At 71.1% G+C, this 13,786-nt stretch carries 12 protein-coding genes; 6 read left to right on the top strand and 6 right to left on the bottom strand.

What is annotated here, in order from left to right; translation table 11 throughout:
- Positions 1-14 precede the first annotated feature (14 nt).
- Both ABZ192_RS17915 and ABZ192_RS17910 read left to right on the top strand, forming a co-directional pair.
- The gene (locus ABZ192_RS17915; protein ID WP_356925428.1) at positions 15-650 is read left to right on the top strand and encodes an MBL fold metallo-hydrolase; all 636 of its coding nucleotides are present in this window, start codon (positions 15-17) and stop codon (positions 648-650) included.
- 52 nt (positions 651-702) lie between these two features.
- The gene (locus ABZ192_RS17910) at positions 703-1,482 is read left to right on the top strand and encodes an exodeoxyribonuclease III (protein WP_356925427.1); all 780 of its coding nucleotides are present in this window, start codon (positions 703-705) and stop codon (positions 1,480-1,482) included.
- A gap of 30 nt (positions 1,483-1,512) precedes the next feature.
- Here ABZ192_RS17910 and ABZ192_RS17905 read toward each other — a convergent pair whose 3' ends face one another.
- Positions 1,513-3,216 (bottom strand): SGNH/GDSL hydrolase family protein, encoded by a 1,704-nt coding sequence (locus ABZ192_RS17905; protein WP_356925503.1) that lies wholly within the window; start codon positions 3,214-3,216, stop codon positions 1,513-1,515.
- Between the two features lie 274 nt (positions 3,217-3,490).
- Here ABZ192_RS17905 and ABZ192_RS17900 point away from each other — a divergent pair, with 274 nt between their 5' ends.
- Together ABZ192_RS17900 and ABZ192_RS17895 are read left to right on the top strand one after the other, a co-directional pair.
- On the top strand, positions 3,491-3,898 hold the full coding sequence (locus ABZ192_RS17900) for a DUF6278 family protein (RefSeq protein ID WP_356925426.1): 408 nt from the start codon (positions 3,491-3,493) through the stop codon (positions 3,896-3,898).
- Positions 3,899-4,037: 139 nt separating this feature from the next.
- On the top strand, positions 4,038-4,781 hold the full coding sequence (locus tag ABZ192_RS17895) for an amino acid ABC transporter ATP-binding protein (RefSeq protein ID WP_356925425.1): 744 nt from the start codon (positions 4,038-4,040) through the stop codon (positions 4,779-4,781).
- Between the two features lie 223 nt (positions 4,782-5,004).
- Here ABZ192_RS17895 and ABZ192_RS17890 read toward each other — a convergent pair whose 3' ends face one another.
- Both ABZ192_RS17890 and ABZ192_RS17885 read right to left on the bottom strand, forming a co-directional pair.
- Entirely contained in the window at positions 5,005-6,573 is a 1,569-nt protein-coding gene (locus tag ABZ192_RS17890) for a CocE/NonD family hydrolase (RefSeq protein WP_356925424.1), read from the bottom strand.
- A 116-nt stretch (positions 6,574-6,689) separates the two neighbouring features.
- Positions 6,690-7,445 (bottom strand): hypothetical protein, encoded by a 756-nt coding sequence (locus ABZ192_RS17885; RefSeq protein ID WP_356925423.1) that lies wholly within the window; start codon positions 7,443-7,445, stop codon positions 6,690-6,692.
- 104 nt (positions 7,446-7,549) lie between these two features.
- Here ABZ192_RS17885 and ggt point away from each other — a divergent pair, with 104 nt between their 5' ends.
- Positions 7,550-9,349 (top strand): gamma-glutamyltransferase, encoded by a 1,800-nt coding sequence (gene ggt / locus ABZ192_RS17880; protein WP_356925422.1) that lies wholly within the window; start codon positions 7,550-7,552, stop codon positions 9,347-9,349.
- Between the two features lie 48 nt (positions 9,350-9,397).
- Here the strand turns inward: ggt and ABZ192_RS17875 are convergent, their stop codons facing one another.
- Positions 9,398-11,932, bottom strand: coding sequence for an ATP-dependent Clp protease ATP-binding subunit (locus ABZ192_RS17875; RefSeq protein WP_356925421.1), 2,535 nt, complete (start codon positions 11,930-11,932; stop codon positions 9,398-9,400).
- Positions 11,933-12,155: 223 nt separating this feature from the next.
- The gene (map, locus tag ABZ192_RS17870) at positions 12,156-12,923 is read right to left on the bottom strand and encodes a type I methionyl aminopeptidase (RefSeq protein ID WP_356925420.1); all 768 of its coding nucleotides are present in this window, start codon (positions 12,921-12,923) and stop codon (positions 12,156-12,158) included.
- Positions 12,924-12,947: 24 nt separating this feature from the next.
- Here map and ABZ192_RS17865 point away from each other — a divergent pair, with 24 nt between their 5' ends.
- A complete protein-coding gene (locus tag ABZ192_RS17865) occupies positions 12,948-13,208 on the top strand; it encodes a helix-turn-helix transcriptional regulator (protein WP_356925419.1) in 261 nt (86 codons plus the stop codon).
- A gap of 73 nt (positions 13,209-13,281) precedes the next feature.
- On the opposite strand, the gene ABZ192_RS17860 is transcribed toward ABZ192_RS17865, so the two are convergent.
- A complete protein-coding gene (locus tag ABZ192_RS17860; RefSeq protein ID WP_356925418.1) occupies positions 13,282-13,758 on the bottom strand; it encodes a hypothetical protein in 477 nt (158 codons plus the stop codon).
- Positions 13,759-13,786 lie beyond the last annotated feature (28 nt).

Here is a 13,786-nt window from a genome sequence, read left to right as displayed (position 1 = left end):
GGCAGGATGGAATCATGAAGCTCACGAAGAAGTCGCACTCCTGCGTCCGCCTCGAAAAGGACGGTCAGACCCTCGTTCTCGACCCCGGCGGGTTCAGCGAGGAGGACGCCGCACTCGGCGCGGACGCGATCCTCGTCACCCACGAGCACCCCGACCACTTCGACGAGTTCCGGCTGCGCGCCGCGATGGAGAACAACCCGGCCGCGCGGATCTGGACCCTGAAGTCCGTCGCGGAGAAGATCTCCTCGGCGTTCCCCGGCCGCGTGCACACCGTCGGCCACGGCGACACCTTCACCGCCGCCGGCTTCGACGTCCAGGTCCACGGCGAGTTCCACGCGGTGATCCACCCGGACATCCCGCGGATCACCAATGTCGGCTACCTCGTCGACGGCGGCAAGCTCTTCCACCCCGGCGACGCCCTCACCGTCCCCGGACACCGGGTCGAGACGCTGATGCTCCCGGTGATGGCCCCCTGGAGCAAGATCTCGGAGGTCATCGACTACGTCCGCGAGGTCAAGCCGCAGCGCGCCTACGACATCCACGACGCCCTGCTCACCGACCTGGCCCGCCCGATCTACGATCGCCAGATCGGGCAGCTCGGCGGCTCGGAGCACCTGCGGCTGGCACCGGGGGACTCCGCCGAGGTCTGAGGCCGAAGGGGACCGGGCCGCGTTGTCAGACCCGCCGGGTAGGTTGTGGGACATGCGCATCGCGACCTGGAACGTGAACTCGATCACCGCCCGCCTGCCGAGGCTCCTGGCCTGGCTGGAGAGCAGCGGCACGGACGTGCTGTGCCTCCAGGAGGCCAAGGTCGCCGAGGACCAGTTCCCGGCGGAGCAGCTGCGCGAGCTGGGCTACGAGTCGGCGGTCCACGCGACCGGCCGGTGGAACGGCGTGGCGGTGCTCTCCCGCGTCGGCATCGAGGACGTCGTCAAGGGCCTGCCCGGCGACCCCGGGTTCGACGGCTCGGTCGAGCCCCGCGCCATCTCGGCGACGTGCGGCTCGCTCCGCGTCTGGTCGGTTTACGTGCCGAACGGCCGTGAGGTGGACCACCCCCACTACGCCTACAAGCTCCAGTGGTTCGAGGCCCTCAAGGCCGCCGTCGCCGGAGACGCGTCCGGCAGCCGCCCCTTCGCGGTGATGGGCGACTACAACGTGGCGCCGACGGACGACGACGTCTACGACCGCGCGGCCTTCGAGGGCTCCACCCACGTCACCCCGGCCGAGCGCGCCGCCCTCGCCTCCCTGCGCGAGGCGGGCCTGTCCGACGTGGTCCCGCGGCCCCTGAAGTACGAGCACCCGTTCACGTACTGGGACTACCGCCAGCTCTGCTTCCCGAAGAACCGCGGCATGCGCATCGACCTGGTGTACGCCAACCAGCCGTTCACGAAGGCGGTCAAGGACGCGTACGTGGACCGCGAGGAGCGCAAGGGCAAGGGCGCGTCGGACCACGCGCCGGTCGTGGTGGACCTCGAGGTCTGAGGACTTCGCAGCAGGGCCCGCGACGATGTCCTAGAGCAACCGCAGGTCGACCGAGTCCGCCAGGGCCGCCAGTCCCGCGTCGCCCGGGTGCAGATGGTCCCCGCTGTCGTACACGGGCAGGATCCGGGACGGCCGCCCCGGGTCCCGGACCACCGCGTCGAAGTCGAGCACGCCGTCGAAGGCACCGCCGTCCCGGATCCACGCGTTCACCGCGACCCGCTCGGCGTCCACGGCGGCCGTGCAGCGCGCCTCGCCCTCGCACGGCAGGATCGTCGCCGCGAGCATCCTGACGCCCCGGGCGTGCCCGCGGGCCGCCAGCTCCCGCAGACCCGCGATCACCTGCTCCGCCGAGGTGTCCCACCGCAGGTCGTTGACGCCCTCGAAAACGACCGCCGTCCGCACCGACGGCTGGGCGATGACGTCCCGGTCGAACCGGTGCAGGGCACTCACCCCGGCCGCGTCCGTGGACACCCCGTCGCCGGGGTACCGGTCGGTGACCACGCGGTTGCCCGAGATGCCCTGGTTCAGCACTCCGTAGCGCGGGACCGTCGTCTGCTTCAGCAGCCGGCCGGCCAGCACGTCCGGCCAGCGCCGGTTCGCGTCCACCGTGGACTTGTCGCCGTCGGTGATCGAGTCCCCGAGCAGCACCACGGACCCGGGCCCGCCGCTCACGTCGACCCCGGCGAGCAGCGGCCGGCTGGTGATCTGGGAGGTGTACGCCCCCGCCGAGCCGTCCGCCGCGTGGTCGCCGGGTTCGCTGACGTAGGACCGCTGCTGTGCGAGCCGGTGCACGGGCGCCGCCGCCACCGTGCCGGGCAGGTGGAAGCTCACCAGCAGGTTGGTGTCCGCGGGGACGGCGAAACCCAGGGGATCGCTGTAGGCCTGGGCCCCGGCCGGGATCTCCACACTTCCCGCGCCCCCGAAGGACAGCGGCACCGGCGCCTCGCGCGGCGCCGCGCCCGACGCCTGCACGGCGAGGGTCGCGCTGCCGATCCGGACCGGCGCCGCCGCGAAGGTGTTGTCGAACCGCACTCGCACCCGGGGCCCGCCCGCCGACGTGTGCACAACCAGCCGCAGCGTCCGGTCCGTCCAGGGCCCCACGGCGGTGTAGCCGCCGGTGGACGTCGCCCAGCTGCCCGTCCAGCCCCGCGTCGCGGTCCGTACCGACACCGCGAAGACATGCAGCCCGGCCGCGTGCGGCAGCCGGACCGAGGCGACCGGGCGGCCCGGGACCAGCGGCACCGTCACGACGTACAGGCGGGCCCGCTCGGCGAGTTGCCCGCCGGGCGTGTTGATGTGCGGCAGGGCCACTGCCTTGGTGGCGAGCGGCCCGGTGCGCCAGTCGGGCGCGGTCAGCCGGTACCCGGAGCGCGTGCCGTTCGCGTACGTGATCACGCCCGGGCCGCCCGTCTCGGTGCCGGCGGTGCCCGCCACCAGGAAGGCGAGGGCGTCCCCGCGCCCGGTGATCCGTACGTCCTGGCCGGCGGCGCGGACGTTGTCCGGCTCGCCGGGTTGCCGCCGCGGCCAGGTCAGCCGGGCCCCCTGGACGGTGAGGCCGCGGCCGGGCGTCCAGCCCGCGGCCGCGAGGTCCCGCGCCGACAGGGAGGCACCGGCGCCGTCGAAGTCGGCCTGCGCGGGCCGGCCGTCGTCGCTGACGGCGATGTTGTCGAACAGCCGCTCAAGCGGCACCGGCGCGGTCCGCCGCTCCTCGGCCCGCGCCGAGACCGCCGGCATCAGGGACACGCACAGGGCCAGGACGACCAGGATCCCCCGGACACTTCGGCGCACGGCCGACTCCTCCCGCTCATCGACACACGAACGCACCAAGACGAAACGCACGGACGGAACAGAAGACACGACGAAGACCGAGACGCACGACGCCTGGTGAAACTAGGGAGACTTCAGGGACCCGTCAACGAGCCGTGGACGAACTCGGCGTGAACTCGTCAGAAAGGGCGGGCCCGCGCGCCTGTGGTGCGTATGGCCGTACGAATGACACGCTGGACGTATGAACATCCCTTTCCTGGGCAACCGGCGCCGGAAGCTCGGGGTTCCCGATCCGGCGGGCATCGCGGAACTCCTCGCCGAGTGTGAACTGCTCCGCTCCCAGGCGTCCCGGGTGGGTGTCCGGCTGGACGACTCGGCGGCCTCGCTGGAGGCGCTGGACCAGCTCGTGCCACTCTGGCGGGACGACGAGGAGACCCTGACCTGGCTCGGCAACGACGCCGGGCTCTACCTGGGCACCGTCATCGTGCGCACCGTACCGGGAGCCGCCTGGGAGATCCGGCCCGACGGGCAGCCGGTCGTGCGGCTAGTCTCCGGCCGGGAGTTCGACGTCGTGGACTCCGGTCACGAGTGGGCCGCGAACGGGGTGCCCGAGCTGTCCCAGCTGTACGCGGAAGTCGCGGAGTCGTGAGCACCATGGCCGCACCTTTGGCCCAAAGTTCGCCGTAAATACGGCTAATGATCGAAAAGTGCGTGTCGCCCGACAAGTCCGATCTTGCCTGGATACGTTGCGGCAACCACCACACAGCTGAGAGTGAGTAGGGCTGAGCATGGCCGTCGATCCGCTGATCGAGCTGCGTGACGTCAACAAGCACTTCGGGGAGCTGCATGTCCTCCAGGACATCAACCTCACCGTCGGCAGGGGGGAGGTGGTCGTCGTCATCGGCCCCTCCGGGTCGGGAAAGTCGACACTGTGCCGGGCGATCAACCGCCTGGAGACCATCGAATCCGGACAGATCATCCTCGACGGGCAGCCGCTGCCGGAGGAGGGCAAGCCTCTCGCACGGCTGCGCGCCGACGTCGGCATGGTCTTCCAGGCGTTCAATCTCTTCGCCCACAAGACCGTCCTGCAGAACCTCTCCCTGGGGCAGGTCAAGGTCCGCGGGCGCAAGAAGGAGGACGCCGACAAGCGCTCCCGTGAACTGCTCGACCGGGTCGGTGTCGCCGACCAGGCGGACAAGTACCCGGCGCAGCTCTCCGGCGGCCAGCAGCAGCGCGTGGCCATCGCCCGCGCCCTGGCCATGGAGCCCAAGGCGATGCTCTTCGACGAGCCGACCTCGGCCCTCGACCCGGAGATGATCAACGAGGTGCTCGAGGTCATGAAGCAACTGGCCCGCGAGGGCATGACCATGATCGTCGTCACGCACGAGATGGGCTTCGCCCGCTCGGCCGCCAACCGTGTCGTCTTCATGGCCGACGGCCGGATCGTCGAGGACCGCACCCCCGACGAGTTCTTCACCAACCCCACCAGCGACCGCGCCAAGGACTTCCTCTCCAAGATCCTCAAGCACTGAACGGGCGGGCACCGGACGGCTCATCGCATCGGACCTCGACTACGATGTGCCCTTCATCCCTGTCGGAGAGGGGGACTTCGCCGAATTCCGCCGATCCCGCCCGGGATGAGCAGACCGCCCGCCCGGCCTGCGGGCCATTCCCACCGGGTGCGGCCCCCACGGCCCTGTGGGCCACGGGGGCGGCGGTTCACATCGGCCAGGCCCGTCCGGCGGCAGCCGGAGATCACTGCTCGCGCAGCGGAACCGACACGTACGACGGGTCGTTCGCCGGCGAGGAGAAGGTCAGCTGCGCGCCGGACGGGTTGTGCTCGATGTAGAGCGGGTCGACCGTGTCGACGACCAGGGCGAGGCGATGCCCGGCCGGGACGTCGTAGGCCGTGGAGTACAGCTCCAGGTCGACGCCGAACGGCTTTCCGGGGGTGCGCCCGTGGAAGGTGTACGGCGCGTGGGTGACCAGCTTGCCGAGGCCGAGCGGCCCCACGTCGTACAGGTAGGCGACGAGGGTGCCGCTCTCCTTGGTCGGGGTGACGGTCGTGTGCAACATCGCCGTCCCGCGCACCTGTTGGGCCGTGGCGTACTTCTCCGACTGCCACACGGCGGCCCAGCGGCGGGGGAGCAGGGGAATCGAGGCCATCGGGGGCAGCTGGGCCACCTGGTCGAGGATGCTGGACAGAAAGACGACTCCGCCGTCGGCGCCCGAGTTGACGTTCGTGCGGATCGTGGTCGTGCCCGCGAGGTCGATCTTCCGGTTCGTGGCGGCGACCGACTTCCAGTCGGGGTAGCCCTCGTAGCCGCCCGCGGAGCGGGACTTGAGCTGGACGGGCTGCTCCCGGTCGATGCCGTTGTCCTCGCCCCGCAGATAGTGGTCGAACCAGCGCTCGGTGTCCTGCCACACGTCGTTGGGCAGCCCGAACAGGCCGGTCAGCTCGGCGGTGGCGTGGTCCCCGGGCCGCATCTCCAGCCGCTTGGGGCCGGTCAGCTTCTCGTAGAAGTCGGCGTACTGGTTGGGCGGGAAGACCGTGTCGCCCCAGGCGTTGGCGAGCATGATCGCCGCGCCGTTCTTGTTGATCTGGTCGACGTAGGTCGCAGCGGAACGTTTCTTCCCCCAGGCGACGAGTTCCGGCTCCTTCGCCAGGTTGGAGGCGTAGAAGTCGTCGAAGGTCTGCCGGAGTTCGGCGCTCTGCCGGCCCGTCACCACGCTCGCGCCGTCCAGCAGGGCGGCTGCCTGGACGTGCTGGGTGCGCCCGGAGTAGATCGAGTCGATCAGGTCGGCCCAGCCGCTCAGCGAGGCGACCGCCTTGACGCGCTTGTCGTGTGCGGCGGTGAGCAGGCTGATGCCGGCGCCGTAGGAGACGCCCGCCATGCCGATGTGCCCGGCGTCCGAAGGGGTGTGGGCGAGCGCCCAGTCGATGACCTTCGAGGCGTCGGCCACGTCGGGCGGGCCCGCGACTTCTATCTCGCCGCCCGACTGCCAGAAGCCGCGCACGTTGTAGGTGACGACGACGTACCCGGAGTCGGCGAGCTTCTGGGCCTGGGCCAGATACTCGACCTGGGGCAGACCCCAGCTCGTGGGCATGACGAGCAGCGGGTAGCGGCGCGTGCCGTCGGCGCCCGCCGGGGTGACGACGTTGGCCTTGAGGACGGTGCCGCCGTCGCCCGCGATGTCGACGAACCGGACCGGGTTCGGCGCCGCCTGTGCGGTGGGGGCGAGTCCGAGGGCGGTGCCGGCGACCAGGGTCGCCGAGACGGCGCCTACGGCGGTGGTGCGCAGGGCCTTGCGGTGGAGTCCCACGGGTCACTCCTCACTCGTGTCAGTGCAAAGTGACCAGACGGTAACCTCGCCCCCTTACCAGTGGTAACCCGTCGGTAAGTTACGTGCCAGTAACGATTGTTGAGAAGTGGAGGACTTCAGGAGGCGCGGTGGCTGTTGCGTGGAGTCTGGGCGGGCAGCGGCGTCTGGGCCGCGCGCGTCACGTCCTCCACCATCTCGACGACATCCGGCCCGTACGCCTGCGAATTGATCACCTTCAGCAGCAGTACGAACGAGTTGTTGCCGTACTTGCGCGACAACCGCTCGTGGTGGCGGGCGAGGTAGCGGGTGGTGGCCTGGTTGGTGATCGACGTCTGGCCGCAGAAGAGGAAGACGGGACGGGGGTGCTGGCTCCGCTCCGCGGTGAGCCGGGCGAGCAGCGCGTATTCCTCCTTGCCGTTCTCCACCCGGTAGCGCTCGGAGCCGACCAGGAACGAGCCCCGTTCCGGGCTCGGTTCGGCGTCGACGTTCACGCGCACCCCGGGCAGCAGGGAGGACAGGTGCGCCGCCATACGGCGGTTGGACGCCGGGCCGCCCACGCAGAACTCGGTGCGCTCACCGAAGCCCTGACGTGCCGTGTCGTGCGGCAGGATCTGGGCGTGGGCGTTGCAGTCCTTGATCAGCGCGGCGAGTTCGAGCAGCGCGAACACGTCGTAGCGCATCACGGCGAACTCGGGCCCCGCGGCGCCCCGGTTCACCACCAGCAGCGATTCCGAGTTGTCGGGCAGTCCGAAGAAGGCCTGCTTCCGGCGGAGCTTGCGCTTCCACAGGAAGGTGCGGGCCACCCAGCCGAGCGCGGCGCTGATACCCGCCGCGACCACGCCCAGGACGATGTTGCGCACGTCGTCATTCATGGGCGCGCATGGTAGCGGGCCCGACGCACCCGTGTTCGAGGCATTCCTGACGCGGCCATGGCGATGAATTAAGCTGCGCGGACGGCCTTTGACTGGAGGTGCGGATGCGTCGCCCTGTCACACGGAATCTGACGGTCCTGGCGGTTTCTGCCGCCGTGGTGGTGTCGGTGGGAGGGGCGGCGCCGCCCACCGCGCAGCCCACCGGCGGTGAGAAAACACCCCTGGCCGTCGGCTACGGCGGTGCCGTCTCCAGCGTCGACCGGGACGCCTCCGCGGCCGGGCTCGAGGTGCTGCGCCAGGGCGGCAACGCCGTCGACGCGGCCGTCGCCACCGCCGCCGCGCTCGGTGTCACCGAGCCCTACTCGGCCGGCGTCGGCGGAGGCGGCTACTTCGTCTACTACGACGCCAAGTCCCGTACGGTCCGCACCATCGACGGCCGCGAGACCGCCCCGCTGACCGCCGACAAGAACCTGTTCGTCGAGAACGGCAAGCCCGTCCCCTTCTCCCAGGCCGTCAGCAGCGGCCTGAGCGTCGGCACCCCGGGCACGCCCGCCACCTGGCAGACGGCGCTCGACCGGTGGGGCAGCAAGCGGCTCGCGAGCGTCCTGAAGCCGGCCGAGCGGCTCGCCCGTGACGGTTTCACGGTCGACGAGACCTTCCGTGCGCAGACGGCGTCCAACGAGACCCGCTTCCGCTACTTCCCCGACACCGCCGAGCTGTTCCTGCCCGGCGGACGGCTCCCCGTCGTCGGCTCCACCTTCAAGAACCCCGACCTCGCCCGCACCTACGCGGAGCTGGCCCGCAAGGGCGTCGGCGCGCTCTACCGCGGGGACATCGGCCGGGACGTCGTCGACACGGTCAACAAGCCGCCCGTGGACCCCGCCTCGGGCTGGAACGCCCGCCCCGGCGACCTCTCCGAGCGGGACCTGACCGCGTACCGCCCCAAGCTCCAGGCACCCACCAAGTCCTCGTACCGCGGCCTCGGCATCTACTCGATGGCGCCGTCCTCCTCCGGCGGCACGACGGTCGGCGAGGCGCTCAACATCCTGGAGCGGACCGACCTGTCGAAGGCGAGCCAGGCCCAGTACCTGCACCGCTACATCGAGGCCAGCCGGATCGCCTTCGCGGACCGGGGGAGGTGGGTCGGTGACCCGGCCTTCGAAGACGTACCGACGAAGGAGCTGCTGTCGCAGCGGTTCGCCGACTCGCGTGCGTGCCTGATCAAGGACGACGCGGTGCTCACCAGTCCTGTGGCGCCGGGTGATCCGCGCGACCCGAAGGCGTGCGGCTCCGGTGGTAAGGCCGCTCCGACGACGTACGAGGGCGACAGCACGACGCATCTGACGGTGGCCGACAAGTGGGGGAACGTCGTCGCCTACACCCTCACCATCGAGCAGACGGGCGGCAGCGGGATCACCGTGCCGGGGCGGGGGTTCATCCTCAACAACGAGCTGACGGACTTCTCCTTCACCCCGGCGAATCCCGCCGTGCACGACCCGAACCTGCCGGGGCCGGGGAAGCGGCCGCGGTCGTCGATGTCGCCGACGATCGTGCTCGACCGGCATGACAGGCCCGTGGTGGCGCTGGGGTCGCCCGGTGGGGCGACCATCATCACGACCGTGCTGCAGACGCTCACCGGGTTCCTCGACCGGGGGTTGCCGCTCGTCGACGCGATCGCCGCGCCCCGGGCCAGTCAGCGGAATGCTGCGCAGACCGAGCTGGAACCCGGTCTCGACAGTGGTGTGCGCAAGCAGCTCGAAGCGATCGGGCACTCCTTCAAGGCCAACCCGGAGATCGGGGCGGCCACGGGGGTTCAGCGGTTGCCCGGTGGGAAGTGGCTGGCAGCCGCTGAGACCGTGCGGCGGGGTGGGGGGTCGGCGATGGTGGTGCGGCCTGTGGGTTGAGTGCCGTCTGACGGTGCGTGGGGGCTGGTCGCGCAGTTCCCCGCGCCCCTATGAGGGCGTTGCACTCGCCTGCGTCTGGAAACTCAAGTGGCCGTCCTCCACGTCCACCGTCACCTGGCCGCCCTCTGCGACCCTGCCGTCCAGCAGCAGTCGTGACAGCTCGTTGTCCACCTCGCGCTGGATCGTGCGGCGCAGCGGGCGGGCGCCGTACTCCGGCTGGTAGCCGTGCTCGGCCAGCCATTCCACCGCACGGTCGGTGAAGGTCACGGAGATGCCCTTGCTCTGCACGAGGGACCTGGTGCGGTCCAGCAGGAGGTTGGTGATCCGGCGGAGCTGTTCCGTGCTGAGCTGGCGGAAGACGACGATCTCGTCGATGCGGTTGAGGAACTCGGGGCGGAAGTGCTCCCGCAGGGGGCGCAGGATCTGTTCGCGCCGGGCCTCCTCGTCCGCGTCCGCGCCGCCCGACGCGAAGCCCACGGAGGCGCCGCGGCGGGTGATCACCTCGGAGCCGAGGTTGCTGGTCATCACGATGACGGTGTTGGTGAAGTCGACGGTGCGGCCCTGGGAGTCGGTGAGGCGGCCGTCGTCGAGGACCTGGAGCAGGATGTTGAAGACGTCCGGGTGGGCCTTCTCCACCTCGTCGAGCAGCAGCAGTGAGTAGGGGTGGCGGCGGACGACCTCGGTGAGCTGGCCGGCCTCCTCGTGGCCGACGTAGCCGGGCGGGGCGCCGACCAGGCGGCTGACGGTGTGCCGCTCCTGGTACTCGCTCATGTCGAGGCGGACCATGCGGTCCTCGCTGCCGAACAGGGCCTCGGCGAGAGCCCGGGCCAGCTCGGTCTTGCCGACGCCGGTCGGGCCGAGGAACAGGAAGCTGCCGATCGGCCGGTCGGGGCTGGCGAGCCCGGCGCGGGAGCGCAGCACCGCGTCCGAGACGACCCGCACGGCCTCGTCCTGGCCGACCACCCGCTCGTGCAGATGTTCCTCCAGGTGCAGCAGGCGGTCCTTCTCCTCCTGGGTGAGGCTGCTGACCGGGATGCCGGTCTGCCGGGACACCACCTCGGCGATGGCCTCGGCACCGACGACCAGGTCCTGGCCCTCGTCGATCTCCCCCTCGCCGCCGGCCTGGGTGATCCGCAGCTTCAGGTCCATGATCCGGTCGCGCAACTGGGTGGCCTGCTCGTAACTCTCGTCCGCGACCGCCTGGTCCTTGTCCCGGGTCAGCTGCTCCAGCTCCCGCTCCATGGCCCGGACGTCGGTGCCCTTGGTGCGGGCGCGCAGCCGGACCCGGGCACCGGCCTGGTCGATCAGGTCGATCGCCTTGTCCGGCAGCCGGCGGTCGGTGAGGTAGCGGTCGGACAGCTCGACGGCGGCGACCAGGGCCTCGTCGGTGTAGCGGACCTGGTGGTGGGCCTCGTAGCGGTCCTGGAGACCGCGCAGGATCTCGATCGCGTCCGCCGCGGTCGGTTCCGGCACCATGATCGGCTGGAAGCGGCGGGCCAGCGCCGCGTCCTTCTCGATCCGGCGGTACTCCTCCAGCGTGGTGGCGCCCACGATGTGCAGCTCGCCGCGGGCGAGGGCCGGCTTGAGGATGTTGCCGGCGTCCATGGAGCTGCCGTCGCCGCCGCCGGCACCGGCGCCCACGACCGTGTGCAGCTCGTCGATGAAGATGATCAACTGGTCGGAGTGGGCGCGGATCTCGCCGACGATGTTGTTCATCCGCTCCTCGAAGTCACCCCGGTAGCGGGTGCCCGCGACCACGCCCGTCAGGTCCAGCGCGACCACCCGGCGGCCGGTCAGCACGTCGGGCACGTCCCCCTCGGAGATGCGCTGCGCCAGTCCCTCCACGATGGCGGTCTTGCCGACGCCCGCGTCACCGATCAGCACCGGGTTGTTCTTGCCGCGGCGGGAGAGGACCTCGACGGTCTGCTCGATCTCCTGGTCCCGGCCGATCACCGGGTCGATACGGCCCTGCCGGGCCAGCTCGGTGAGGTCGCGGCCGTACTTGTCGAGGGTCGGCGTGTTCGTCGGGCGCGGCCGCTCGGCCTGGGGGGCCTCCGGTGCCTCGGGGGGTTCCGAGGGGGCGAAGCGGGCGGCGTTCAGGATGTGCCCGGCGGCCGAGTCGGGGTTCGAGGCCAGGGCGCTGAGCACGTGCTCCGGCCCGATGTAGCCGTAGCCGCGGGCCCGGGCCATGTCGTGCGCGTCCAGCAGGGCGCGCTTGGCGGCCGGGGTGAGGGAGAGCGCGGTCGGCGGCGGTGCGTCGTCCGGGGTGTGCTGGGCCGGGCCCGACCGCTCGTCGATCTGCGACGCCAGGGAGTCGGGGTTCGCGCCCGCCTTGGTGAGCAGGGTCCGGGTGGGTTCGGTGGCGAGCGCCGCCCGCAGCAGGTGTTCCGTGTCGAGATCCCGGCTGCCGTGCTCGGCGGCGTACTGGGCGGCGCCGCGGACGAGTTCCCGGGCCGGCTGACTGAGCAGTCGGCCGATGTCGATCTGCCGGGGACCGGGACGCGGTCCGCCGAAGAAGCGTGCGAGGAATTCTCCGAAGGGATCCGAGCCGTAGCCCTCCGGGCTGCTGAAGCCGCTGCTCATGGGCCTTCCGTTCCCGGCGTCCCCGGCGCGCGGGCGGGGGACGCCCTCGCTGGTCGACGTGCCGGGGTCGGGTAACCCGGGTGGCAGCCCGTTACACCTGGGGCGCGCTCGTAGAACACCTTCGCACGATCGCGGACAAGGAGCACCTTCGGGGCGTAACCGGGTAATACCGGCAGATCTCAGCGTGAGGTCAGGACGGTCTCAGCGTGAGGTCAGGATGATCTCAGCGTGCGGTCAGGATCCTCGGCCCCGCGTCCGTGATCGCCACCGTGTGCTCCGCGTGGGCCGCGCGGGAGCCGTCGTCCGTCATCAGGGTCCAGCCGTCGGGGGCCGGGTGGAAGGTGTCGATGCCGCCCGCGATGACCATGGGTTCGATCGCCAGGGCCATGCCGTGCCTCAGGCGCATCCCACGCCCCGGCCTGCCCTCGTTCGGCACTCCGGGGTCCTCGTGCATCCGGCGGCCGATGCCGTGGCCGCCGAAACCCTCGGGGATGCCGTAGCCCGCGGCGCGGCAGACGGTGCCGATCGCGTGGGCGATGTCGCCGATGCGGTTGCCGACGACGGCGGCCTCGATGCCGGCTTCGAGGGCCCGCTCGGCGGTCTCGATCAGGCGCAGGTCGGCCTCGCGCGGGGTGCCCACGACGAAGCTGAGGGCCGAGTCGCCGACCCAGCCGCCCAGTTCCGCGCCGAAGTCGATGGAGACCAGGTCGCCGTCGCGCAGCCGGTACCGGGTCGGGATGCCGTGCACGATCGCGTCGTTGACCGAGACGCAGAGGACGGCGGGGAAGGGGGTCGGCGCGAAGGTCGGCCGGTAGCCGAGGAAGGGTGAGGTCGCTCCCGCCTCCCGCAGGACGTCATGCGCCACCTCGTCCAGCTCCAGCAGGGAGACGCCCACGTCAGCGGCCTTCTGGGCGGCCGTCAGGGCGCGGGCCACGACCTGGCCCGCCTCGTACATCGCATCGATCGACACATCGGTCTTCAGCTCAACCATGCCAATTACTATACCGGTATTAGAATGGGTGCCATGGTGCGCACCCCTCTCACCCCCGAAGAGCGCGAACGCGGCGAACGGCTCGGCCGGCTGCTGCGTGAGGCGCGTGGCGACCGGAGCATGGCGGAGGTCGCGGCGAACGCGGGCATCTCCCCGGAGACGCTCCGCAAGATCGAGACCGGTCGGGCTCCGACCCCGGCCTTCTTCACCGTGGCCGCGCTGGCCGGCGCGCTCGGGCTGTCGATGGACGAACTGGCCGGGCGGTGCGTGCTGGTGCCGGTCTGACGACGCGGTGCTGAGACTCCTGCGCCGCGTGTGAAAACTCCCCGTAGCACGGCTGTAACACGACTGGTGTTGCCTACTGGGCGGAGTGCTCCGGTCGGGCGGGAGTTGAGCGATGGCGGCGGACCGACTCCCAAGTGAAGTACGGGAGTTCGCGCATTACCTGGAGGGTCTGCTGGCACGCCTGGACCCGTCCGGGGGCTGGTGCGCGGTGTTCTGGCAGCGTGACCCCGAGGGTATGCGGGCCTGTCTCGACGGGCGTGAGATGCCGCCGTGGGACGTGCTCGAGGCGCTGTTGCAGGACCTCGCCGGGCAGTACGGCCCGGGGGGCGCGGGCCCGGAGACGGAACGCGCCCGGTCCCTGCACGCCGCCGCACTCGCCGCGTACGATGCCCGGCCCGGTGGCCGTGACGCCCTCCGGGACCGGCTCGACGTCATGCTCCGCGAGCAGAAGTACGCCGCCGAACGCCGGGCGGAACTGACCCGCCTCCTCGCCACCGCCGTGACCCGTGAAGAGGCCGATGCCTTCCGCCTCGACTTCGCCTGGGCCCACGACGACCACCGACGCGCGACGGCGCGCT

Origin of the sequence: Streptomyces sp. NPDC006235 (assembly GCF_040613735.1) — a bacterium.
Classification (GTDB): Bacteria; Actinomycetota; Actinomycetes; order Streptomycetales; family Streptomycetaceae; genus Streptomyces.
The sequence above is the reverse complement of the archived record's forward strand: the minus strand, read 5'-3'. Positions and strand labels throughout refer to the sequence as shown.